General features: G+C 60.0%; 21 protein-coding genes and 1 pseudogene. 19 read left to right on the top strand and 3 right to left on the bottom strand.

Annotated elements, in window-relative coordinates:
- The first annotated feature begins 214 nt into the window (after positions 1-214).
- The gene (locus A6U98_RS29270; RefSeq protein WP_064654428.1) at positions 215-1,243 is read left to right on the top strand and encodes a LacI family DNA-binding transcriptional regulator; all 1,029 of its coding nucleotides are present in this window, start codon (positions 215-217) and stop codon (positions 1,241-1,243) included.
- 205 nt (positions 1,244-1,448) lie between these two features.
- Here the strand turns inward: A6U98_RS29270 and A6U98_RS29275 are convergent, their stop codons facing one another.
- Positions 1,449-2,234 carry a helix-turn-helix transcriptional regulator gene (locus tag A6U98_RS29275; RefSeq protein WP_064654429.1) on the bottom strand — a complete coding sequence of 262 codons (786 nt, stop codon included), beginning with the start codon at positions 2,232-2,234 and terminating at the stop codon, positions 1,449-1,451.
- Positions 2,235-2,356: 122 nt separating this feature from the next.
- On the opposite strand from A6U98_RS29275, the gene A6U98_RS29280 reads away from it, so the two are divergent.
- The 12 genes and pseudogenes from A6U98_RS29280 to A6U98_RS29335 all read left to right on the top strand — a co-directional run bounded on the left by A6U98_RS29280 (position 2,357) and on the right by A6U98_RS29335 (position 15,372).
- The gene (locus A6U98_RS29280; RefSeq protein WP_064654430.1) at positions 2,357-3,937 is read left to right on the top strand and encodes an ABC transporter substrate-binding protein; all 1,581 of its coding nucleotides are present in this window, start codon (positions 2,357-2,359) and stop codon (positions 3,935-3,937) included.
- Between the two features lie 21 nt (positions 3,938-3,958).
- Positions 3,959-5,962 carry a CocE/NonD family hydrolase gene (locus A6U98_RS29285; protein ID WP_064654431.1) on the top strand — a complete coding sequence of 668 codons (2,004 nt, stop codon included), beginning with the start codon at positions 3,959-3,961 and terminating at the stop codon, positions 5,960-5,962.
- Between the two features lie 64 nt (positions 5,963-6,026).
- Positions 6,027-6,548, top strand: a pseudogene (locus A6U98_RS29290) (nucleotidyl transferase AbiEii/AbiGii toxin family protein); the annotation flags it as partial.
- Between the two features lie 214 nt (positions 6,549-6,762).
- Entirely contained in the window at positions 6,763-7,032 is a 270-nt protein-coding gene (locus A6U98_RS29295; protein ID WP_064654433.1) for a hypothetical protein, read from the top strand.
- 155 nt (positions 7,033-7,187) lie between these two features.
- Positions 7,188-7,838, top strand: a complete 651-nt coding sequence (locus tag A6U98_RS29300) for a Rieske 2Fe-2S domain-containing protein (RefSeq protein ID WP_064654434.1) — start codon at positions 7,188-7,190, stop codon at positions 7,836-7,838.
- A complete protein-coding gene (locus A6U98_RS29305) occupies positions 7,835-8,680 on the top strand; it encodes an aromatic ring-hydroxylating dioxygenase subunit alpha (protein WP_064654435.1) in 846 nt (281 codons plus the stop codon). The genes A6U98_RS29300 and A6U98_RS29305 overlap by 4 nt, the downstream gene beginning before the upstream one ends.
- Positions 8,677-9,336, top strand: a complete 660-nt coding sequence (locus tag A6U98_RS29310) for a glutathione S-transferase family protein (RefSeq protein ID WP_064654436.1) — start codon at positions 8,677-8,679, stop codon at positions 9,334-9,336. The genes A6U98_RS29305 and A6U98_RS29310 overlap by 4 nt, the downstream gene beginning before the upstream one ends.
- 1 nt (position 9,337) lies before the next feature.
- Entirely contained in the window at positions 9,338-10,717 is a 1,380-nt protein-coding gene (locus A6U98_RS29315; protein ID WP_064654437.1) for an amidohydrolase, read from the top strand.
- A 26-nt stretch (positions 10,718-10,743) separates the two neighbouring features.
- Positions 10,744-11,841: a BMP family ABC transporter substrate-binding protein gene (locus tag A6U98_RS29320; RefSeq protein ID WP_064654438.1), complete on the top strand. Its 1,098-nt coding sequence runs from the start codon at positions 10,744-10,746 to the stop codon at positions 11,839-11,841.
- Between the two features lie 2 nt (positions 11,842-11,843).
- Complete coding sequence (locus A6U98_RS29325) at positions 11,844-13,364, top strand: ABC transporter ATP-binding protein (RefSeq protein ID WP_064654439.1); 1,521 nt, start codon at positions 11,844-11,846, stop codon at positions 13,362-13,364.
- Positions 13,364-14,464, top strand: a complete 1,101-nt coding sequence (locus tag A6U98_RS29330) for an ABC transporter permease (RefSeq protein WP_064654440.1) — start codon at positions 13,364-13,366, stop codon at positions 14,462-14,464. Before A6U98_RS29325 ends, A6U98_RS29330 begins: the two co-directional genes overlap by 1 nt.
- Positions 14,461-15,372 carry an ABC transporter permease gene (locus A6U98_RS29335; protein WP_064654441.1) on the top strand — a complete coding sequence of 304 codons (912 nt, stop codon included), beginning with the start codon at positions 14,461-14,463 and terminating at the stop codon, positions 15,370-15,372. The genes A6U98_RS29330 and A6U98_RS29335 overlap by 4 nt, the downstream gene beginning before the upstream one ends.
- Before the next feature lie 67 nt (positions 15,373-15,439).
- Here the strand turns inward: A6U98_RS29335 and A6U98_RS29340 are convergent, their stop codons facing one another.
- Complete coding sequence (locus tag A6U98_RS29340; RefSeq protein WP_064654442.1) at positions 15,440-15,976, bottom strand: NUDIX hydrolase; 537 nt, start codon at positions 15,974-15,976, stop codon at positions 15,440-15,442.
- A gap of 96 nt (positions 15,977-16,072) precedes the next feature.
- Here A6U98_RS29340 and A6U98_RS29345 point away from each other — a divergent pair, with 96 nt between their 5' ends.
- The 5 genes from A6U98_RS29345 (at position 16,073) to A6U98_RS29365 (ending at position 21,261) form a co-directional block, all read left to right on the top strand.
- Positions 16,073-16,717, top strand: a complete 645-nt coding sequence (locus tag A6U98_RS29345) for a DUF47 domain-containing protein (protein ID WP_064654443.1) — start codon at positions 16,073-16,075, stop codon at positions 16,715-16,717.
- The gene (locus A6U98_RS29350) at positions 16,717-17,721 is read left to right on the top strand and encodes an inorganic phosphate transporter (protein ID WP_064654444.1); all 1,005 of its coding nucleotides are present in this window, start codon (positions 16,717-16,719) and stop codon (positions 17,719-17,721) included. Before A6U98_RS29345 ends, A6U98_RS29350 begins: the two co-directional genes overlap by 1 nt.
- 467 nt (positions 17,722-18,188) lie before the next feature.
- Positions 18,189-19,502, top strand: a complete 1,314-nt coding sequence (locus A6U98_RS29355) for a CmpA/NrtA family ABC transporter substrate-binding protein (protein WP_064654445.1) — start codon at positions 18,189-18,191, stop codon at positions 19,500-19,502.
- A 56-nt stretch (positions 19,503-19,558) separates the two neighbouring features.
- Entirely contained in the window at positions 19,559-20,452 is an 894-nt protein-coding gene (gene ntrB / locus A6U98_RS29360) for a nitrate ABC transporter permease (protein WP_064654446.1), read from the top strand.
- Between the two features lie 11 nt (positions 20,453-20,463).
- Positions 20,464-21,261 (top strand): ABC transporter ATP-binding protein, encoded by a 798-nt coding sequence (locus tag A6U98_RS29365; RefSeq protein WP_025398334.1) that lies wholly within the window; start codon positions 20,464-20,466, stop codon positions 21,259-21,261.
- A 93-nt stretch (positions 21,262-21,354) separates the two neighbouring features.
- Here the strand turns inward: A6U98_RS29365 and A6U98_RS29370 are convergent, their stop codons facing one another.
- A complete protein-coding gene (locus tag A6U98_RS29370) occupies positions 21,355-22,029 on the bottom strand; it encodes a GntR family transcriptional regulator (protein ID WP_018246795.1) in 675 nt (224 codons plus the stop codon).
- Between the two features lie 340 nt (positions 22,030-22,369).
- On the opposite strand from A6U98_RS29370, the gene A6U98_RS29375 reads away from it, so the two are divergent.
- A complete protein-coding gene (locus A6U98_RS29375; RefSeq protein WP_064654447.1) occupies positions 22,370-23,497 on the top strand; it encodes a BMP family ABC transporter substrate-binding protein in 1,128 nt (375 codons plus the stop codon).
- The last annotated feature ends 5 nt before the right edge of the window (positions 23,498-23,502 follow it).

A 23,502-nucleotide genomic window follows, 5' to 3' on the forward strand; every position in this document is an offset into this window, starting at 1 on the left:
GAGCCTCCTCGTCCAAATTGCGCTGGGCCTCCCCCCAAAGCGCTGACGGCTCCTAGATCCCTAAGCACTGTCAACGTGCAATGAATGCTACGTTGACATCTTTCAGGTCAATCTGGATTACTGTCGCTTCAGAAAATCGTCTCAAATCATTTCGGCAATTTGAATGGATGATACTTTTTGAGGTGTCCGGCAGCGGAGTAATGGGATTTTTGACATGAAGAGACCAACCATTCCAGACTTGGCGAAAGCTGCAGGTGTATCCGTGTCAACGGTCAATCGTGTACTGTCCGAGCCTGAATCGGTCCGGAGCAATACGCGCACACGCGTTTTGGCAGCAGCCGAGGAAATCGGCTTCTACGGGCTTGGCACCATCAAGCAGGCGGCGAAGGCACAAGAGGTGACCCACCGCGTCGGGGTTTTGCTGCAGCGACGGGAGAGACGCTTCTATCGCCTGCTCGGCGATTCAATTGCGCAAGCTGCGGAAGCTTATACGGCCTGCAATCTCAATCTAACGGTCGAGTACATGGAAGACCTCACGCCGGAGAAAGTCGCGGCACATATTCAGTCGCTCGGCGGGCGGTGCGAAGCACTTGCGATTGTAGCGCCGCAGCATCCTGCCGTTGCTGACGCGATTGACGCAGTTCTTGAAAGCGGCGTGCCGGTCGTTTCACTTATCGGCCCCCTCACGGCCAAGGGAGGCATCAGCTTTGTCGGGCTCGATAATTGGAAAGTAGGACGCACCGCTGCCTGGGCATTTGACCGCATGGTGAGACAGCCGGGGAAAATAGGCATTCTTGTGGGTAGCCACCGATTGCGAAACCAGGAAATGAACGAAAGCGGGTTTCGTTCTTACTTCCGTGAACATAATTCGGGATTCACGCTGCTCGAACCGTTGCCAACTTACGAGTCAGCCGTGGTTGCCCGTGAACATGTCGAAAATCTACTGACAGACCATCCGGATATGTGCGGACTATTCATCTCAGGGGGTGGTGTGACAGGTGCGATAGCCGCACTCAGGGCTACTCCGAAACGGGAAGACTTCGTTACCGTAGGCTATGAGCTCTTTGAAGATACGCGGGCTGCTTTGATAGACGGTACGATTTCGCTGATCCTGTCACACCCCATAGAGCGTTTTGCATCTGAGACTATTGCAACTCTGGTGAAAGCGAAGAACGCAGGTCCTGATAACGGGGTATTTAGGATCACGTTTCCATTCGATATGTACAGCCCCGAGAGCGTTTGATGACGACCTGGCTCTTAAGTTGGCCATCCAAATGGCAGGCTGGGGTGCACCTACGTCTTCACGTCCGCTTCTCTAATCGGGCATTGGGGTCAAGTCCTTTTATCCTCCACTCGATGGCCTGATCGTTCTGAACCTCCCCCACAGGTTCCACGGCCGACCACATCTTTCCCAGATCTCACTGCAGGCCAAATCAGACAATCGAGCCTCAATACTCTGCCGGCACCGCATAGACTTCTGCAGACGGATCCGCGAGGAATGAGCGCACCGTCGGCGGCAGTTGACGCGACGATAGCGGCAGAGGTCCACAGCGCGCAAGAAGTTCACGTAAGTCTGGCTCCACGCCAACATGCCGCCAGATCATCCGTGAAGCATAGGGGAGGTTTTCCCTTCGCCAGGAAATTCCCATTGTCGTTCCGCGTAGATAGACGCGTTGATATTGATCGAATGGCAGGAGGATCGTCTGTGACAACATGGAGTTCGGGCCCACGACACGCTCCGTAATGAAGATCCGGTTCCGATAGAAGGCCGCAAGGCCCACATATTTCGAAAACTGTTGGATTCCGTTTCCAGGGTCCCGAAGACGCTCCATTGATTTGACGTGCACCAACCCGCCCTGCTCGATGACGCGGCTGCACGAACAGACAACCATCCCGGGCCAGGATGGCGAACGATGATAGGTCTGGAAATAGCCGATGTGCCGCCTGAGCGCGGTCAGGTTTCCGGGAAACGCTTTGAGAAGCTCAGAACCTTCATTGACGCCGAGGACGGATTTGCGAAGGCGCTCGCGAAAGAGCCTGGGAGCGAGGCCAAAATCGTCTGTATCAATATCGAAATAGTTGGCGATGCGAGCCAGATTGTGGGGGGAAGGCCTCGTCTGACCGTTGATATATCGGTTGAATTGTTGCCGGTTGATATCGATTGCACGGCACAGATGCGAAATTGAACGTTGCGTTGCGCAGGCGATTTTGAGGTTCTCGACCAGGTGAGGCATCCGTAACTCCGTCTTCTCGTGAACTAGCGTAAACTCGCTTAAGGATGCGTCAAGTCGCGAAATTGCGTGAGCCGGCCCAGCCTCTACGTTCCCAACTTACAAGTGAAAAAGAGGGAACCGTCATGACGCATCAAAAGGATCAATCTTCGCAGCTGAAAATCGACCGCCGCCGATTTCTCGGCGGTGCCGTCGCCCTCGGTGCCTTGCCGGGCCTGACCTCGGGCCTCTTGATGCCGCGTGACGCTCGCGCTCAGGCAACGAAACGTGGTGGCCACCTGAAGCTCGGCCTTAAGGGTGGCGCCACCAGCGATACGCTCGATCCGGCGACTTACAGCGCATCCGTGTTGTTCGCCATTGGTCGGCTCTGGGGCGATACCCTTGTCGAGTCCGATCCCAAGACCGGCGCGCCCTTGGCGTCACTGGCATCATCCTGGACGCCATCGGCAGACGCATCCGTTTGGACCTTCAAGATCAGGAGCGACGTGCAGTTTCACGACGGCAGCAAGATGACCGTCGCCGATATCATCGCGACGTTGAAGCGACATGCGGACAACACTTCGCAGTCGGGTGCACTCGGGCTGATGGCCTCGATCATCGGTATTGAGGAAAAGGCAGGTGACCTTGTCCTGACGCTCTCGGAGGGTAATGCTGACCTGCCTCTCCTTCTGACCGACTACCACCTGATCATCCAGCCGAAGGGTGGGGTCGATAAGCCCGCGGCCGCCATCGGCACTGGCCCTTACATCTTAAAGAACTTTGAACCTGGCGTTCGGGCTGCCTTTGAGAAGAACCCTCTGGATTGGCGCGACGATCGCGGCTTTGTCGACAGCATCGAAATACTCGTCATCAATGACAACACCGCTCGCATCGCCGCCCTTGCCTCCGGTCAGGTTCATTTCGTCAACAATGTCGATCCGAAGACGGTCCCGATGCTGAAGCGAGCACCGAATGTCGATATCGTCCGCAGTGCCGGCAAGGGCTTTTACAGTTTTCTGATGCATTGCGACACGGCGCCCTTCGACAACAACGACCTTCGCCTCGCGCTGAAATATGCCATCGATCGCCAGTCGATCCTCGACAAGGTATTGGGCGGCTACGGGACGATCGGAAACGACTATCCGGTCAATTCCAACTACGCCCTAGCGCCGACCGGCATCGAGCAGCGCCCCTATGATCCCGACAAGGCCGCGTTCCATTTCAAGAAATCGGGCCTCGATCGTCCAATTCAGTTGCTCACATCCGATGCAGCCTTTCCCGGCGCCGTGGATGCGGCGATCCTGTTCCAGGAGAGTGCGCGCAAGGCCGGCATCACACTTGATGTCAAGCGCGAACCGGAAGACGGCTACTGGACCAACGTCTGGAACAAGCAACCTTTCTGTGCTTCTTTCTGGGGCGGCCGTCCGACACAGGATTCGCGCTATTCCACCTCCTATCTATCGACCGCCGAGTGGAACGACACGCGTTTCAAGCGCCCCGACTTCGACAAGATGGTGCTGCAGGCAAGGTCAGAACTCGATGAGGCAAAACGCAAAGCGCTTTATCGGCAACTGGCGCTGATGGTGCGAGACGACGGAGGTCTGATCCTGCCGGTCTTCAACGATTACATCATGGCCGCCTCGAAGACGGTGAGGGGATATGTCGACGACATCGGCAACGATATGTCCAACGGATATATCGGCAGCCGTGTGTACTTTAATGCCTAAACCTCTTCAGAATAGAATCCCATGATCGAGCGTAGCTTCACCACTATCGAAAATCAGTGGATCACCCTCAAGGACGGCACGCGGCTTGCCGCCCGCATCTGGATGCCCGATGGCGCAGACAGCGATCCCGTTCCCGCCGTCTTCGAATTTCTGCCCTACCGCAAGGGTGACGGAACAAGCTCGCGTGATGAATCGACCTATCCCGTCTTTGCCGCGGCCGGCATCGCCGGCGTCCGCGTCGATATAAGAGGCTCCGGCGAGTCCGGCGGCATCATCGATGGCGAATATACCGAGCTCGAACTCGCCAATGCCTGCGAATTGATAGCCTGGATTGCCGCCCAGCCCTGGTCGAACGGCTCGGTCGGCATGATGGGCATCTCCTGGGGCGGCTTCAACTGCCTGCAGGTCGCGGCCCTGAAGCCCCCGGCATTGAAGGCAGTGATCTCGATCGCCTCCACGGTCGATCGATACAATGATGACATCCACTATAAGAACGGCTGTCACCTCTCCGCTCAGCTTTCCTGGGCGGCAACCATGCTTGCTTACCAATCGCGCTCGCCCGATCCGGCTATCGTCGGTGAAGATTGGCGGGAGATGTGGCTACGGCGCCTTAAGCAGGAACCCTTCTTCATGGAGGAATGGCTTCAGCATCAGCGCCGCGACGACTTCTGGCGACATGGGTCGATCTGTGAGGACTTCGACAGCTTCGATATTCCAGCCCTCGTCATTGCCGGCTGGGCGGACGGCTATCGCAACACGCCGTTGCTCGCAGTCGAAGGCCTCGGCGAGAAGGCGAAAGCGCTTGTCGGACCATGGATCCACAAATATCCGCACCTCGCCTGGCCAAAGCCGCGCGCTGATTTTCACGGCGAAGCCATTGCCTGGTGGAACCGCTGGCTGCGAAACGAGGATAACGGTGCTGAGGCCATGCCATCTGTGCGCGCCTATATGCTCGATGCCATCAAGCCCGCCACGCGCCGCGATTTCGATCCCGGCTTCTGGATCGCCAAGCAGAGTTGGCAGCAGCCTGACTTTCAGTGCTTCTATGTCGAGCAGTTCGGCACGCTGATGGAAGGCATGCCGATCCCGCACGCGCCAGAGCACCCCGTCTATATGCGCTCGCCGCTCGACACAGGCACCGCCTCGGGCGAGTGGTTCACGCTGAAGCCGGATGCGGAACTCGCGATCGATCAGCGCCTCGACGACGCCGGGTCGCTGACCTTCCAGACCGCGCCGCTGGCCGAAGATCATGATTATCTCGGCCGTCCGGTCTTGACGCTGGCGCTCAGATGCGATGCCGAAACCGCCAATCTCTGCGCAAGGCTTGTCGATATCCATCCGGACGGCACGGCAACCCGTGTCTCCTTCGGCCTGCTCAATCTCGCCCATCGCGATAGCAACGCCACGCCCGAACCGATGAGCAAGGGTGAACGCACGACTGTGAACCTGACCCTCGATGCCTGCGGCTATCGTTTTCGCAAGGGGCACCGCATCCGTCTATCGCTATCGACTGCCTATTGGCCAATGGTTCTGCCGCCTCCGGAAGATCCTGGTCTGACGATCGACATCGCCTCCATCGGCCTTGGCCTGCCAATTCTCGGGCCGCATGAGCTCATCGACGTGAAGCAGCCTGACAATCCCGATCCGCTGCCGAAATATATCGAACATGCGCCGGGCTCGACGAAGCGGCAAGTGGTGCGCGATCTTTCGGCCGGCCTTACCCGCTATGAAATCCTAGAGGATACCGGCCTTTTCGAACATCCCGGCACCGGCCTGTCGACGCGGCAACTGCGCGAGGAAACCTGGTCGATTGCGGCGGATGACCCGCTGTCGATGTCCGGCATCTCGACCTGGATCTGCGACATGCAGCGCCCCGGCTGGTTCGTTCGCACGGTCGCGACCTCATCCATAGCCTGCACGGCAAAGGATTGGATCATCGGCGCCTCGGTCATTGCCTATGAAGGCGAGACGGAGATCTTCAGGAAGATATTCGAAGAGAAGCGCATCGCGCGCGACCTGATGTAAATCAGCGCTGACAGGCAAATCGGCTCGCCGCCGAGGGTCTGTTCACAGGGGCGAGAAACCGCGGCATGATCCGCGGACGACCGGAACGGGATATGTCAGCCCCGCGGTAATGCTTGAGTTCGGCGCGCGCTCGACGGGCGAGCCTAGTATCGAAGCCGATGTCACCTGTGACGCTGCGGCGCTCGTTGGCGGTGTTGAGTTTTCCATGGCACACCCGCGGGCGTGATGCGCGCGGAGAGAACGTTCTGGGAAAAAGCGACAGCAGTTCATGTCTTCTGTTTGCAAGGGCGTCTTCGTGGTGAACGCTATGCCAGGCATCGGTATGATCTCGTGCGTCTGGACGCCGTCGGCTACGGTGAGGCAACCATCAGTGATCGCGACATCGCGAATGCGGTCGCCAAATCACAAGGCCATGTTTTTTCCAGAGAAAGACTCAGAAAAAATCTTGATAGACTATGAGCGAGCGGTTGATGGCGGCCTTCATCTTGTGCCCGAGCAAGATGCTCGAGCCATGTTGGCGGAGGACTACGCTCATCTGGTGAGTGATGGCCTCCTGGTGGGAGCGCGGAGCCATTTGATGAACTGATGGAGAAAATGCGCAGATCTTGCTAAGCGAGCGAACGCTACACGATGAGAAATATACTTCGCGAAGCCTCGCCTTGAAGAGATGCGAACCGCAGAACTTGCCTCCGGACCTGATTTACTGGGTCTGCGGCGGCCATATCCTCGCCTTGACGATAATTCCTTCCGCAAGTTCAATCAGGCGCTATGTTTATGGGAAACCAAGGGCGAACATCCCGATGACGGAACAAGTTTCAAGCCACCCCCTGGAGCGGATGACGATTGTCGGGGATCTCGAGGTCGCCTCCTTTGTCCCCTGGATCCGGCGCCATGCCGCCAAGCTTGGGCTCTCGCACACCATATCTCATACGAGTTCCATGCGGATCGAACTTGAGGTTGCTGGGCCGGAGGAGTTGATCGACATGATGGAGATGGGCTGCTCTCTTGGGCCTATCGACGTATGGGTCGAGAGGATAGATCGCATGGCGATCAGCGGCGAAAGGACTTAGCACCGGCCGGTCGCTTATTTCCCCCGTGCATATTATTTACTCAATGTTGCCAATGCGAAATAATTATGCAAACCTGATAAGGTTGAGCGGAATTGCCTCGATGCCGAGGTAAAACGTGCTCGGCAAGCATATGATTTTGTTTGGGAACTCTCGTCATGCCATCCGCTACGACCGGCTTTTGGACGCCAGTCGCCCTTTCCCGGGATTTGCCAGCCGGAACCGTCATACCGGCACGGACGGCAGCCGGATCGATTGCCCTGTGGCGCAGCGCTTCGGGGCGCATATCGGCCTCGGCGGATCGCTGTCCGCATCGCGGCATGCGCCTGTCTCACGGCTTCGTGCGCGGCGAGACGCTTTCCTGCATCTATCACGGTTGGAGCTATGGACAGGCCGGAAACTGTCTCCGCATTCCGGCCCATCCGGGGCTGACGCCACCGGAAACCATTCGCGTCGCCACCCATGACGTCGAGGAAACAGATAGCGTGATCTGGGTGGCCGTGGGCACGCCCGCATCGAAGCCGCCGAAGCTCGAGGGCCTCATTCCCCTGCGCTCCATGACGGCGTTCGCCGGCATCGCGGCGATCGAGGCGGCGGCCGGTGCGAAGGCGAGCCCTGACGGTCTTGTCGAAATCGACGCATCCATCGGGGCCGTCTGTCTGCTATTATCCGCTTGGGAAGACGGACAGACGTTGATCCATGTGCTGTTGAAGGGTGATCCCGGCGTTGCCGCGGGCATCGGCGCTACACGGGCCGCCGAAAGCCTGCGCCGCCGGGCTGAGGGTCTTCAGAGGGAGATCGCGCAATGACCATGCAGGCGATGATCGACGAATGGTATCCGGTCGGGCTTTTCAGCCAGCTCGACAGCGCCGGCCGCACGACGGCGCTGATGGGCGAGCCGATCGAAGTGACGCGCGATGCCGATGGCAATGCCAAGGTGACGGGCAACGACGGCCGTGTTCTGCCGGTGCGTGTGCGTTACGGTCATGTCTGGTCTTCCCTCGGCCAGCCGCAGAAGGAACTTTTCCCCATTCCCGAGGCCGATCAGCCCGGTCGCCGCTTCGTCGATGTCGGCGTGGTGCGCGTGCGCTGCTCGCCGCTGCGCGCCGTCGAGAACTTCCTCGACATCGCCCATTTCCCCTTCGTCCACACCGACATTCTCGGCGCGGAGCCGCACACCGAGGTCCAGAACTACAAGGTCGAGATCCGCGAGGAAGAAGACGAGGTCTGGGCAACGCAGGTGAAATTCTACCAGCCGCAGGCCGCCAAGTCGGCAAGCGGCGGGATCACGACGGAATATATGTACCGCGTGCCGGCACCTACCAGCTCGGTGCTTTACAAGACCTGCCCGCCGCGCCCGAGCGAATGGGATGTCATCACGCTCTTTGTGCAGCCGCTGGCCGAGGACCTCTGCGACGTCTGGCCATGGATGGCGCTCTTCGACGACGAAACCGCGATGACCGACCTGATCCACTTCCAGCAGACGATCTTTCTGCAGGACCGTTCGATCCTCGAAAACCAGATCCCGCGGCTCCTGCCGCTCGACCCCGGCATGGAAATCCCGACGCGGGCCGATCTGACATCGATCGCCTACCGGCGCTGGCTGAAGCGCCACAATTATACCTACGGCGCACAGCTGGTGGCGCAATGAAGCTCTACGACTATATTCTCTCGCCCAGTTGCTACAAGGTGCGCCTGATGGCGGCGCTGACCGGCGTGAAGCTTGACCTGCGCCCGGTGGATTTCCATCCCGGCGCCGAGCATCGCGGCCCCGAGCTGCTTGCGCTCAACCCGGCAGGCTCCATTCCGATCCTGGAAGATGGCGATCTGATCCTGACGGAATCGTCGGCGATCCTCGTCTATCTCGCCGCCAAGGCAGCACCCGAATGGCTCGGCAGCGGTAAGGCCGAGGAAGCGGCGCGGGTGCAGCAATGGCTGTCCTTCTCCGGCCGGCTGACGGCAAGCCTCGGCGGTGCACGGCTCCATGAAATGCTGTTGAGGCCGGGCGATATCGGCGCGCTGCAGGCCCAGGGCATCGCCACGCTTCGCGAGCTTGAAGCCGGCCTTATCGAGCAGGGCCTTCGCGGCATGCGCTTCCTCGCTTCCGACCGGCCAACAATTGCCGACATCGCGTGCTTTCCCTACGTGGCGTTGGCACCCGATGGCGGCGTCACGTTGGACGCTTATCCTGCCATCCGGCTCTGGTCCCGCGCGCTGCGCGCCCTCGACAGGTTTATCGAGATGCCGGGCATTCACCGGCTGCACGAATTGAAGCCCGAACCCCAGATCGAACCGGGCGAGGCGTGAGATGGCTGGTTACCTCCTGAAGAACTGCGCAGCCGTGATCGTCGACGAGGGCAAGGGGCCGGTCGTCCATCGCAATGTCGATCTCCTGACCAACGGTCCGGCGATCGTGGCGATCGGCGAAAATCTAGGGGCGGACGCACTGCCTGCCGGCACGACCGTTGAGGATGCTGCCGGCTGGTTCGTCTATCCCGGCCTCGTCAACACCCACCATCACTTCTTTCAGTGCTTCGTGCGCAACCGCGCCGATCTCGACTGGACGAAGCTCTCGGTGATCGAGTGGCTGGACCGCATCTACCCTATCTTTTCGCAGCTCAACGAGGAGTGCTTTTACCACTCCTCCGTCACGGCGATGGCCGAGATGATCAAGCATGGCTGCACCACGGCCTTCGACCACCAGTACAATTTCCCCCGGCATGCCGGGAAGCGGCTGATCGACCGTCAGTTCGAGGCGGCCGAACTGCTCGGCATGCGTTTCCATGCCGGGCGCGGCGGCAATACCCTGCCGAAGTCGGAAGGTTCGACCATTCCCGACGAGATGTTGGAAACGACCGACGAATTCATCGCCGACTGCGCCCGGCTGATCGAGACCTATCACGATACCAGCCCCTTCAGCATGCGCCAGGTCGTGGTCGCGCCCTGCCAGCCGGTCAATTGCTACCGCGAGACCTTCGTGGAATCGGTGGCATTGGCGCGCGATCGCGGCGTCATGATGCATACCCATGTTGGCGAAGGCGAAAGCCCGGTCATTCAGGCGCGCCACGGCATGCGCACGGTCGACTATGTGGAAGAACTTGGTTTTGCCGGACCCGACGCCTTCTATGCCCATTGCTGGGAGCTCACCCACGACGAACTCAGGAAGATGGCCGCCAGCGGCACCGGTGTCGCGCATTGCCCGGAACCCGTCTATCTGGTCGGCGCTGAGGTCACCGACATTCCCGCCATGGCCGCCTTCGGCCTGCGCGTCGGCCTCGGCTGCGACGGCGCTGCCTCCAACGACAATTCCAACCTGATGCACTGCCTGCATTCCGCCTACATGCTGCAATGCCTCGTCGCCTCCAGCCGCGCCCATCCCGTGCCGCCGCCGGTCGATTTCCTCGGCTACGGCACGACAGGAGGTGCCAGTCTGCTCGGCCGCCGAGATATCGGCCGGCTGGCGCCCGGCATGGCCGCCGACCTGTTTGTGATCGACAGCCGCCGTATGGATTATGTCGGCACGCGGCACGATCCGCTGAGCCTGCTTGCCCGCGTCGGTATCGGCATGGCGACTGACATGACCATGATCAATGGCCGCATCGTCTGGCAGAAGGGCGAATTTCCCGGGCTCGACGAGGCCAAGCTGTCCGCCGATGCCGAGGCCGCACTATCCGCCGTGGAATTTTAAAAAAACCAAAAGAGGGAACTGAGAACATGACCAAACTGACCCGCAGAAACCTGATGACGGCTGCTGCCGCCACCGGCCTTGCCGGCGCGCTCGGCAGCCGCCTTGCTTTCGCTGCCGACGAACCGCTCGGCATCACGCTTGTCATCCCGTCGCCGATCGGCGATGTCGGCTGGGGGCATGCGCTTGCCGCCGGTCTCGAGCCGATCAAGGCCGCTTACGGCGACAAGGTGAAGGTCACCGTGCTCGAGAATATCGCAGAGGGCCCGGATGCCGACCGCATCATGAACAAGACGGTCGCCGACGGAAACAAGTTCCTGGTTGCCGGCTCTTTCGGTTATCAGAACGGCGCCCTGCAGATCGCCCGCCGCGATCCGAGTGTTACGGTGCTGCATGCTTCCGGCTTCCAGGTCGCTCCGAACTTCTCGCCTTTCGCCGCCAAGTATTTCCAGGGCACTTATCTGCTCGGCATGGCTGCCGCAGCACTTTCCAAGACCGGCAAGCTTGGTTCTGTGTCTGCCTTCGCCATTCCCGAACTCATCACTTCGATCAACGCCTTCACCCTCGGCGCCCAGGCCGTCAAGCCCGATATCGAGGTCTCGGTGGTATGGGTGAACTCCTGGTTCGACCCGGCCAAGGAGCAGGAAGCCGCCAAAGCCCTGATCGCGCAGAAGTGCGACGTGATCTTCTCCAACGCCCAGGACACGCCGTCCGTCATCTCGGCCTGCGAGGAAGCCGGCGTCTACGCCTTCAACCTCAACTCCTCGATGAAGAAATACGCACCGAAAACCTATCTCGGATGCATCTCGACGGACTGGTCGCCGTTCTTCAAGGCTTCGGTCGACGCCCATCTCGCCGGCACGTTCAAGGGCGCCAATGCGTTCCTCGGCGTCGCCGACAAGGTCGTCGAAGTGGTCGACTGGAATCCGGATGTTCCGGCTGACGTGATGACCAAGATCAAGGAGATCGAGGCAAAGATCGCCGACGGCAGCTTCTCGCCCTTCACTGGGCCGATCACCAAGGCCGACGGCAGCGAGGGTGTCGCATCCGGCGCAACCATGGCCGACCCCGAGATCATCGCCATGAACTGGCACGTCAAGGGCGTGTCCACGCCGTTGCCGAAATAGTCATGACGACCCCGCTCCTGTCGCTGCGCGGCATTTCGAAGAGCTACGGCCAGATCCACGCCAATCAGGCAATCGATCTGGACGTGGCTCCGCAATCGATCCATGCGATCCTCGGAGAAAACGGGGCGGGAAAATCGACGCTGATGAAGCTGATCTACGGCGTCGAGCAACCGGACGACGGGGACGTCGTCTGGGAAGGCAAACCCTTGCGCCTCGCCTCCCCCGCCGAGGCGAGGCGCCACGGCATCGGTATGGTCTTCCAGCATTTTTCGCTGTTCGAGACCCTGACCGTCCTGGAGAATATTCGGCTGGTTGTGCCGGGCCGCAAGGCTGAGCTCAAGGAACGCATTCGGACGCTTGGACGGGAGTTCGGCCTCGAAGTCGATCCGCTCGCCCATGTGCATGCGCTGTCCGTCGGCGAGCGGCAACGGGTGGAGATCATCCGAAGCCTGATGACCAATCCGAAGCTGCTGATCCTCGACGAGCCCACCTCTGTCCTGCCGCCGCAATTGGTGGAGAAGCTCTTCGACACGCTCCGCCGGCTGCGCGACGGCGGCGTCTCCATCCTGTTGATCTCCCACAAGCTCGAGGAAATCCGGGCGATCTGTGACCGGGCGACGATCCTGCGCGGCGGACGGGTGACCGGGGATGTCGACCCGCGCGAACATGATGCCCATGACCTTGCCCGCATGATGATCGGTCGCGACATGCCCGCACCCATCTCGGCACTGCCGCTGTCTGGCGGGGAAAAGCGGCTGGAGATCATCGGTTTGGATTATCAGCCCGACGATCCCTTTGCTGTGCCGCTCTCCGGCATCAGCCTCGAAGTGCGTGCTGGCGAAATCCTTGGGATTGCCGGTATTTCGGGCAACGGCCAAAGCGAGCTTGCTGCATTGATTTCAGGTGAGACGGTACTGGGGCGCGACCAACGCGACCGGATCTACATGATGGGGATCGACGTCGGCAGGTTCGATGCCGCTGCGCGGCGGACGCTCGGATTTGCCTTCGTTCCGGAAGACCGGCTCGGACGCGGCGCCGTACCCGAAATGTCGCTCGCCCTCAACAGCCTGCTGACGGCCCATCCGCTCAAACTTTTGCGGCACGGTCTCGTCGACAGGGCGCGGGCGTTGGCGTTCACCAAGGATTGTATCCGTCAGTATGATGTGCGCACACCCGGCCCGGATGCGGAGGCCGGCACTCTATCGGGCGGCAACCTGCAGAAGTTCATCGTTGGCCGCGAAATCATGCTGGCTCCCAAATTGCTTTTCCTGGCGCAGCCGACCTGGGGCGTCGATATCGGTGCCGCATCCGCCATCCGCAGCCGTCTGGTCGCATTGCGCAATCAGGGCATGGCGATCCTCGTCATTTCCGAGGAGCTGGAAGAACTGTTCGAGCTCTGCGACTCCATCCAGGTGCTGCATCACGGCCGGCTCAGCCCGCCGCTCGTAACGCGGGACACGAAGCCCGAGGAGATCGGCCGACACATGATCGGGGCACAAGCCTCGCCTGAGAAAGTCCAGTAATGAGCGCTTGGTCCCTTGCTTTCGTTCCCACCCTGGTTCGCCGGGAGCGCGCCTCGCTTGCTGCAACCTTGCTGGCGCCCGTCGTAGCACTTGTCATAGCGATCGCGATCAACCTCGGCCTCTACATCTTGATGGGCCGTGACCCTGTCGCGGTCATCTATGCGATGCTTTTCGAGCCTTTCCTCTCCTGGGCCTCATTTTCGGAAGTGCTTTTAAAAGCAGGACCGCTGCTTCTGATCGCCCAAGGACTGGCGATCGGCTTTCGCGCCAAGGTCTTCAACATCGGCGCCGAAGGCCAGTTCATTCTCGGTGCGATCTTCGCCTCTGCCATTCCGGTCTGGTTTCCGCAAGCGACGGGCCAGTGGATCTGGCCGGTGATGCTGCTGCTCGGTGCCATCGGCGGCGCACTTTGGGCTTCTCTCACCGCTTTCTGGCGCGTGCGCCTCAACGCCAACGAGATCCTCGTTTCACTGATGCTGAGCCTCGTTGCGGCGCAGCTGCTGAACTATCTGCTGCTCGGCCCTTGGAAGGATCCGAACGGTTTCAACTTCCCCCAGTCGGTGATGTTTCAGTATGATGCGATGGTGCCGACCTTGATTGCCGGGACCCGCGTCAATGTCTCGTTCCTGATTACGCTCGCTTTGTCGGTTGCGGCCTGGGTCTTCATGCAGAAGAGCTTCATCGGCTACAAACTGCAGGTCGGCGGTCTGGCGCCGCGGGCTGCCGGCTATGCCGGCTTTAAGGAAGGTTGGGCGATCTGGCTGTCGCTGCTGATCGGCGGTTTTGCGGCCGGTCTTGCCGGTGCCGCCGAAGTCGCAGGCCCGCTCGGCCAGCTGCAGCGTTCGGTCGCGAGCGGCTATGGCTATGCGGCCATCATCGTCGCCTATCTCGGCGGCCTGCATCCGATCGGCATCGTGGTCTCGGCGCTGGTCATGGCGGTCATCTATATCGGTGGCGACAATGCCATGGTCTCGGCCAACCTGCCAATTGCTGCCGTCCGTGTCTTCCAGGGCAGTCTGCTGCTCGCTTACCTCATCGCCGTCGCCTTCGTACGCTATCGCCTTGAATGGCGCCGCGCCGCCCACCGGAGCCCATCATGAACGCGATCGAGTTCATTCTTGCCGGCATGCTCGCGGCTGCGACACCATTTCTTCTGGCAGCACTCGGCGAACTGGTGGCCGAGCGCGCCGGCGTCCTCAACCTCGGGGTCGAGGGATTGATGGCCTTCGGCGCCGTGCTCGCCTTCATCATCGTCTACCAGGGCGGCGGACATCTCCTGGGCTTCGTCGTCGCCGGGCTCGGCAGCGCTGTGCTTTCCCTGCTCTTTGCCTTCGTCACGCTGGGATTCCGGGCAAATCAGGTGGCTGCAGGTCTTGCCATCGGCATTCTCGGCCAGGGCCTCTCTGCGCTTTTCGGCAAGACCTATGAAAGCCTCACGGTCAGGGGACTCCCCAAGCTTGCCCTTCCCGGGCTTTCGGAACTGCCGGTTGTCGGCGGCCTTTTCGTGCAGGACATCGTCGTGTGGATTTCGCTCGCCGCGACTCTCGCCCTCTGGGCCATATTTGCCTACACCAAGCTTGGCCTCATCGTTCGCGCCGTTGGCGAAAACCCGAAGGCCGCCCATGCCATCGGCTATTCGGTAATCTCAGTCCGCGTCCTCGCCATCGCCTTCGGCGGCGCGATGGCCGGCTTCGCCGGCGCCTATGCGTCGGTGGTCTACACTCCGCTCTGGGCCGACGGGATGATCGCTGGGCGCGGCTGGATCGCCATCGCCCTGGTCGTCTTCGGGACCTGGCTCACCGGCCGTATCTTCCTCGGCGCCTGCCTCTTCGGGGCGGTTTCGCTGATGGGGCTTGCAGCTCAGGCAACCGGACTGGACGTTCCCTCACAGCTGCTCTCGAGCCTGCCATATCTTGTCACGATCATCGTGCTCGGCATCATCTCCGCCGACCGTCGCCTGCTGAAACTGAACGGTGTCGCTTCGCTCGGCGAACCATTCGAGCGATAAGGCATAGTGCGGAAAGCGGTTTTCGGGATCAAACGCCTTCGCAACGCGCCGGTGAAAAAGTCCGTGGTCAGCCGCGATCGCGTTTCTTCTTGCGGCCGTGCGCATCAAATTGGACGAGCAGCGACTTGAGTTCGATCTCGCGAACGCGTCTTGCCGCTTCATCCGGGCTGACCCATTCGAGAATACGCTGACCCCGCTCCTTGAAGTCGCCGCTGATGTCCGTGACTTCAATCTGAAACATGTCGACGATACAGGGCGCCACATCGCCATTGTCGAGTTCTTTCAGATAGGTATAGCGGCCGACCGGTTTCTTCTTCACTACCCCGCGCACGCCTGCCTCCTCCCAGGCCTCGATTGCTGCTGCTTCAAAAGGCTTTTTCCCTTTCATCGGCCATCCTTTCGGGATGACCCAGCGTGCGCTCTCCCGAGATGTGATCACCAGGATTTCAACCTCGGATCCGGCATTGCCGTAGCGGAAGCAAAGTGCGCCGTATTGTTGACGGAATGCACCGGCGAACAGCATTTCAGGAACAGCAGCGAGCTGCCGCAGCAGTGGCTGGGACTTGTCCGGTCGGGGCTTCCTGTTTTTTTTGCTCGGCGTCATAGTGAATGAATTACCGAATTTGCTTGTTGCTTCAATTGCCTGGGCGTGTTTATGACAGATTTATGACAATCGGCCGCACGAGGAAGGTTCCCAGGCATGATGAGCATTTTTCGCAAGCTGATGCCACGGGAAGACAGATTCTTTGAAATGTTTTCCAAGCACTCGAAGACCGTCGTTGCCGCCGCGCACGCCCTCGATCAACTCCTGAAGGGCAATGACGTTGAGAAAAACTGCGAACGCATCGTCACATTGGAAAACGAGGCCGACGATGTCACGCGTGAGGTTCTTCTTGCCGTTCGACGAAGCTTCATCACGCCCTTCGACCGGGGTGACATCAAGGATCTTATCCAGTCGATGGATGATGCGATCGACATGATGCACAAGACGGTCAAGACGATCCGCTTGTTCGAGCAATCGAGCTTCGATCCGCTCATGCAGCAGATGGGCAGCGAAATCGTCAAGGCGGCAAACCTTGTCGCGGAAGCGATCCCTCTCCTCGACAGATTGGGAGCCAATGCGCAGCGGCTCACGGCCATCGCGGAGGAAGTCACCCGAGTGGAGGGACGTTCCGATGAGCTCTACGACCAGGGTTTGAAGGATCTGTTCTTGCGTCATGGCGCCAGCGGCAATGCGATGGCCTACATGATCGGAAGCGAAATCTACGGAGAGCTGGAGAAAGTTGTCGACCGCTTCGAGGATGTCGCCAATGAAATCAGCGGCATTCTCATCGAGAACGTCTGATGGATGCCTCCCTCGCTCTGCCGCTGCTCGTCGGCCTGGTCGTTGTCGCCCTGTTCTTCGATTTTCTCAACGGTCTGCATGATGCGGCCAATTCGATTGCCACGATCGTCTCGACCCGCGTCCTGCGGCCGCAATATGCGGTCGCCTGGGCGGCATTCTTCAATTTCATCGCATTCCTGTTCTTCGGCCTGCATGTAGCCGAAACACTGGGCACCGGCATTATCGATCCTGCGATCGTTTCGCCTCAAGTGATCTTCGCCGCACTGATGGGCGCGATCATCTGGAATATTCTTACCTGGATTTTCGGGATTCCATCGAGTTCGTCGCATGCGCTGGTCGGTGGGCTGGTGGGGGCCGGTCTGGCAAAGGTGGGCTTCAGCTCGATCGTCTGGCACGGCCTTCTAAAGACCGTCGGTGCCATTTTCCTTTCGCCAGCCATCGGCTTCCTGCTTGCCCTGGTGCTGGTGCTCGCCGTCTCCTGGACATTCGTCCGGCAAACGCCGTTTGCGGTGGATCGGACATTTCGCGTCATGCAGTTCGTGTCCGCTTCGCTCTATTCGCTTGGCCACGGCGGAAACGATGCGCAGAAGACGATGGGCATCATCGCGGTGCTCCTGTTCAGCCAGGGATATCTCGGCCCGACATTCTACGTGCCTTTCTGGGTGGTCATTTCCTGCCAGTCGGCAATGGCTCTCGGTACGCTCTTTGGCGGATGGCGGATCGTTCATACCATGGGGTCGAAGATCACCCGGCTCAACCCCATGCAAGGTTTCTGCGCGGAGACGGGCGGAGCATTGACACTCTTCGGAGCGACGTGGCTCGGTATTCCCGTTTCGACGACGCATACCATCACCGGAGCAATCATTGGGGTGGGCGCGGCTCGTCGTGTCTCAGCCGTACGCTGGGGGTTGGCCGGCAACATCGTGGTAGCCTGGATCGTAACGATGCCGGCGGCTGCAGCAATATCCGCAGCGTGCTACGGCCTCGTATCCTTGCTGCAATGAAATGAGGTGATGGCGAGGCAATCGCTACGTTTGCCCTTCCCTCTTGAGCTTTGCCGCCGGCAAATACCGACGAATAAAGTGGGCAGAATCCATTCTGCCGTCTGAGTCATCGCGGCTTCGATATTGCGTGCACTGCACAAATAGAGCGCTCCCATGACTGCGATTACGTTAGCAATCGCACAAAACAGAAGCAAAAAATAAAAAGGCCTAAGAAATAGGCATTCGTCATTTCTTGCCAATTCCCCTTTTACTTCATGCCGTTACCGATTCCTCTCGAAATTGGCACGCTGCTTGCAAGTTCTGAGACGCATCGGTCAATGGCGACCGGCGCGGATAGGCGCGGCATAAGCGCCTACATTAGACACCGACGTCGCAAGGTCTTTGCTCCGGGATTCTCCCATCCCCTGGACGCAATTTCCGGCGGCGTTTTTTTGTGTCCAAATTCAGCCAGCAGAGGGAACCTGCGCATGACAAAGAATTTGCAGACTGGGATTTCGACAACCGGCATTACCCGCCGCAGCATGCTCAAGACGACCGCAGCGGCTGCCCTCATCGGCGCCGTCAAGGCTGCCTTTCCGTCCGGGGCCTTCGCAGCCGGAGCAGGCCCTGAGGTGAAAGGTGCCAAGCTCGGCTTTATCGCTCTCACGGATTCCGCACCGTTGATCATCGCCAAGGAAAAGGGCTTCTTCGACAAGCATGGCCTTCCGGAAACGGATGTGGCCAAACAGGCATCCTGGGGTGCGACCCGCGACAATCTCGTGCTGGGCGGCGCAGCAAACGGCATTGACGGTGCCCATATCCTTTCGCCGCTCCCCTATCTCATGCATACCGGCAAGGTGACGCAGAACAATAAGCCGGTGCCGATGGCTATCCTCGCCCGGCTCAACCTCGACAGCCAGGGTATTTCCGTCGCCAAGGAATATGCCGACACCGGCGTGCAGCTGGATTCCTCCAAGCTGAAGGCGGCATTCGAGAAAAAGAAGGCTGAGGGCAAGGAGATCAAGGCCGCCATGACCTTCCCAGGCGGCACCCATGACCTCTGGATTCGCTACTGGCTCGCCGCGGGCGGCATCGATCCGAACAAGGACGTTTCGACCATCGTCGTGCCGCCGCCGCAGATGGTTGCCAACATGAAGGTCGGCAACATGGACGTCTTCTGTGTGGGCGAACCGTGGAATGAGCAGCTCGTCAACCAGGGCATCGGCTTTACCGCAGCTACCACCGGCGAGCTCTGGAAGGGGCATCCTGAAAAGGCGCTCGGACTGCGCGCCGACTGGATCGAAAAGAATCCCAATGCTGCCAAGGCCCTGCTGATGGCTGTCATGGAGGCTCAGCAGTGGTGCGAAAGCACGGACAACAAGGCGGAGATGGCTGACATTCTCGGCAAGCGCCAATGGTTCAACGTTCCGACGAAGGACGTGCTCGGCCGCCTCAAGGGCGATATCAATTATGGCAATGGCCGCGAGGTCAAGGCCACCGACCTCTATATGAAGTTCTGGAAGGACGGCGCCTCCTACCCGTTCAAGAGCCACGATACCTGGTTCATGACGGAGAACATCCGCTGGGGAAATCTGCCGGCGAGCACCGACATCAAGGCGTTGGTCAACCAGGTGAACCGCGAAGACATCTGGCGCGAGGCCGCCAAGGATCTCGGCGTCGCGGCGGCCGATATTCCCGCATCGTCTTCTCGCGGCAAGGAGACTTTCTTCGACGGCAAGGTCTTCGACCCTGAAAATCCCTCCGCCTATCTCGACAGCCTTTCGATCAAGGCTGTCTCCTGACCCGCTCCGGCGCGCGACCGGCGCGCCGGCCTTTCATTCACGTGAGGAGCACGTTGATGTCCGCCCTGGCAAATAAAGAAAATCCCTCCACGGCAGCCTCTGCCAAGCTGGCGGCAAAGGTTCTGCCATTTTCCGGCAAGCACGGATCGCGGATCGATTTTCGTCGAGCGGCACTGACCGCACTTCGCAATGTCGTTCCGCCAGTCGTCGTGCTGGCACTCATCCTGCTCGTCTGGCAAGTGCTCTGTTCGTCGGCAGATGCGTCTTTGCCCTCGCCGCATCGGGTCTGGCAGGATAGTTATGACCTGATCGCCTATCCGTTTTTCAACTACGGCTCCCAGGATATCGGGCTCGGCTGGCGCGTGCTCATTTCGCTGCAGCGCGTTCTCTATGGCTTTGGCCTTGCCGCGGTCACCGGCGTCATCATCGGTGCGATCATCGGCCAGTCGATCTGGGCGATGCGTGGCCTCGATCCGATCTTCCAGGTGCTGCGCACGGTCCCGCCGCTCGCCTGGCTGCCGCTGTCGCTCGCAGCCTTCCAGGATTCCAATCCCTCGGCGATCTTCGTGATCTTCATCACGTCGATCTGGCCGGTGATCATCAACACCGCCGTCGGCGTGCGTAATATCCCGCAGGACTACCGCAATGTCGCCGAGGTGCTGCGCCTCAACCAGTTCGAGTTTTTCTGGAAGATCATGCTGCCTTCGGCAGCGCCTTACATCTTCACCGGCCTCAGGATCGGCGTCGGCCTCTCCTGGCTCGCCATCGTAGCGGCCGAAATGCTGACGGGCGGCGTCGGCATCGGCTTCTTCATCTGGGACGCATGGAACTCGTCGCGTCTTCCGGACATCATTGTCGCGCTCGCCTATATCGGCATCGTTGGCTTCGCCCTCGACAAGCTGGTGGCAGCACTCGGCAAACTCATCACCCGCGGCGCCATGGCCAACTGAGGAACGCACCTATGAACGCCTATCTGAAGCTTGATCATATCGACAAACATTTCGATCGGGGCGGCGTGCGCGCCGAGGTCCTGAAGGATATCAACCTGACGATTTCCGCGGGCGAATTCGTCTCGATCATCGGCCATTCGGGCTGCGGCAAGTCTACCCTGCTCAACCTCATCGCCGGCCTGACCCCGGTTTCGGCGGGCGCCGTGCTGCTTGAAAACCGTGAGGTCAACGGACCCGGTCCGGAGCGCGCCGTCGTCTTCCAGAACCACTCGCTGCTGCCCTGGCTGACGGTCTACGAGAACGTCAATCTCGCCGTCTCCAAACTCTTCAACCGAACGAAGACCAAGGCCGAGCGGCATGACTGGGTCATGGCCAACCTCGACCTCGTGCAGATGGCGCATGCGAGGGATAAGCGACCTTCGGAAATTTCAGGCGGCATGAAACAGCGCGTCGGCATCGCTCGCGCGCTTGCAATGGAGCCGAAGATCCTGCTGCTCGACGAACCCTTCGGCGCGCTCGATGCGCTGACCCGCGCCCATCTTCAGGACGCGGTGATGGAAATCCACGCCCGGCTTGGCAACACGATGGTGATGATCACCCATGATGTCGATGAGGCGGTGCTGCTGTCCGATCGCATCGTCATGATGACCAACGGCCCGGCGGCCCGCATCGGCGAAGTGCTCGATGTGACCATGCCCCGTCCCCGCAATCGCATCGAACTCGCCTCCGACCGGACATATCTCAAATGCCGTGAAGCCGTGCTGAAGTTCCTCTACGAACGCCACCGCTTCATCGAAGCGGCGGAGTAGAGACCGGGAAATAACCTCGGCGTTTGTCGGTCGTGGTTTTCTCGCCTTCGTAGCGGGGCCTAGCGGCGCCTGATTTAGGGCGTCGCGCCCTCTTTACTCCCCGGGCGTTGCAAAGACCGCGCTGGCATCGCTGACGATTTCCACATGGGAATATGCCGCCTGCCCCGCGGCGGCGGCGTCCGCGCGCATGATCGCGGTGACGATCCGGCCGTGCTCCTCATAGGATTTTGCCAGACGCCCTGGCAGACGGAACTGCGCCCGCCGAAAAGGCGCAAGCCGCGCCCGTGTCTGCGTCACCATCTCGAAGACATGATCATTATGCGCGCCGCGATAAAGCCGGGTATGAAATTCGGTATTGTGAGCTGAATATTCTTCCTCCGCGCCGGCATGCACGAGCCTCACCGATCCCCGATGCTCCAGCTCCAGCGCGCGCCGCTCGTCGACCGTCATACGCTCGGCCGAGAGCCTCGCGCAGATCGCTTCGAGTTCCGCCATCGCTTCGAACATCGAATGCAGATAGGCCTCGGTTACATTGGTCACGACGGCACTGCGGTTCGGCTCGCGCGCAATCAATCCCATGGCGCCGAGCTCACGCAGAGCCTCGCGCACCGGCGTGCGCGAAACGTCGAAACGAACCGCGAGCGATACCTCGTCCAACTTCGCGCCCGGCAGGATTTCACCTGTGACGATCATGTCGGCAATCGCCCGCACCATCTGTTCGACGGTGGTTCCGGTGCGGATCACTTCTCTGCGCCTGGTCTGCTTCACGATACGAATCTGCTCACGTCAACACTCTGCATACAGATGACGTTCGAGACTCGATAAGTCAAATCGGGCGGCGAAGATATTGTTAAATTTTCGCTTTCTGATGCCCGATATACCTCGGGTAACTCGACTTTGTGCCAACCGCGCAGTGGCAATGAACAAGAAATATCTATTGATTACTTTTTGCGCAAGAATTCGATCAATCTGTATGCACTTTGCAGCGCACAAGTCTTGCGATAGCGGATAAATTATAAAAAACAATGGATTAATTTCTGGCACATGCATTGCATGCACTTTTCTGTATCCGTTCACAACCGGCCCAGCGCCGCAAGGAGCATTTCCGATGACCAAACTCCTTTCCATGAACCGCCGCAATTTCCTCCAGGCTTCCGCCGCCGGTGCGCTTGCCGGCGCCATGCCGGGCCTGATCGCCTCCTCCGCCGCAGCCCAAACCGCGCTGACCGTCGGCTTCATTTATGTCGGCCCCAAGGACGACTACGGGTATAACCAGGCACATGCGGAAGGCGCGGCCGTCATCAAGGCGTTGCCGGGCGTGACGCTGGTCGAAGAAGAGAATGTGCCGGAAACCGTCGACGTCCAGAAGACGATGGAATCCATGATCAACCTGGACGGCGCGACCCTGCTCTTTCCGACCTCCTTCGGCTACTTCGACCCACACATGCTGGCCGTGGCCGCCAAACATCCCGACATCCAGTTCCGGCATTGCGGCGGCCTCTGGCAGGAAGGCAAGAACCCGGCCAATACGGGTTCCTACTTCGGCTATATCTTCCAGGGCCAGTATCTGAACGGCATCGCCGCCGGCCATGCGACGAAGAGCAAGAAGATCGGCTTCGTCGCCGCCAAGCCGATCCCGCAGGTTCTGCAGAATATCAACGCCTTCCTGCTCGGCGCACGCACGGTCGATCCTGGTATCACCTGCCAGGTGATCTTCACCGGCGAATGGTCGCTTGCCGTCAAGGAGGCCGAGGCCACCAATGCGCTGGTCGATCAGGGCGCCGACGTCATCACCTGCCACGTCGACAGCCCCAAAGTGGTCGTCGAGACGGCTGCCGGCCGCGGCGCCTTCGTCTGCGGCTATCACGCCAACCAGAGCCCGCTTGCTCCCGAAAAGTACCTCACCGGCGCCGAATGGGCCTGGGGTAACGTCTACAGCGACTTCGTCAAGAAGGCGCAGGCCGGCGAAAAGCTCGGCAACTTCGTGCGTGGTGGCCTGAAGGACGGCTTCGTGAAGATGAGCGCGCTCGGCCCCGCCGTGTCCGCGGAGGGCCGCAAGGCCTTCGAAACCACGCAAGCCGAGATGATGAAGGGCGGCTTCTCGGTCTTCAAGGGTCCGTTGAAGGACAACAAGGGCGACACTGTCGTGGCTGCCGACAAGAGCTACGCCGAAGACGCGATTGAGCTCGAGAGCATGAATTATCTGGTCGAGGGCGTGGTCGGGTCCACAGCGTAAACCGC

The organism is Rhizobium sp. WYCCWR10014 (genome assembly GCF_001657485.1).
Lineage (GTDB): Bacteria > Pseudomonadota > Alphaproteobacteria > Rhizobiales > Rhizobiaceae > Rhizobium.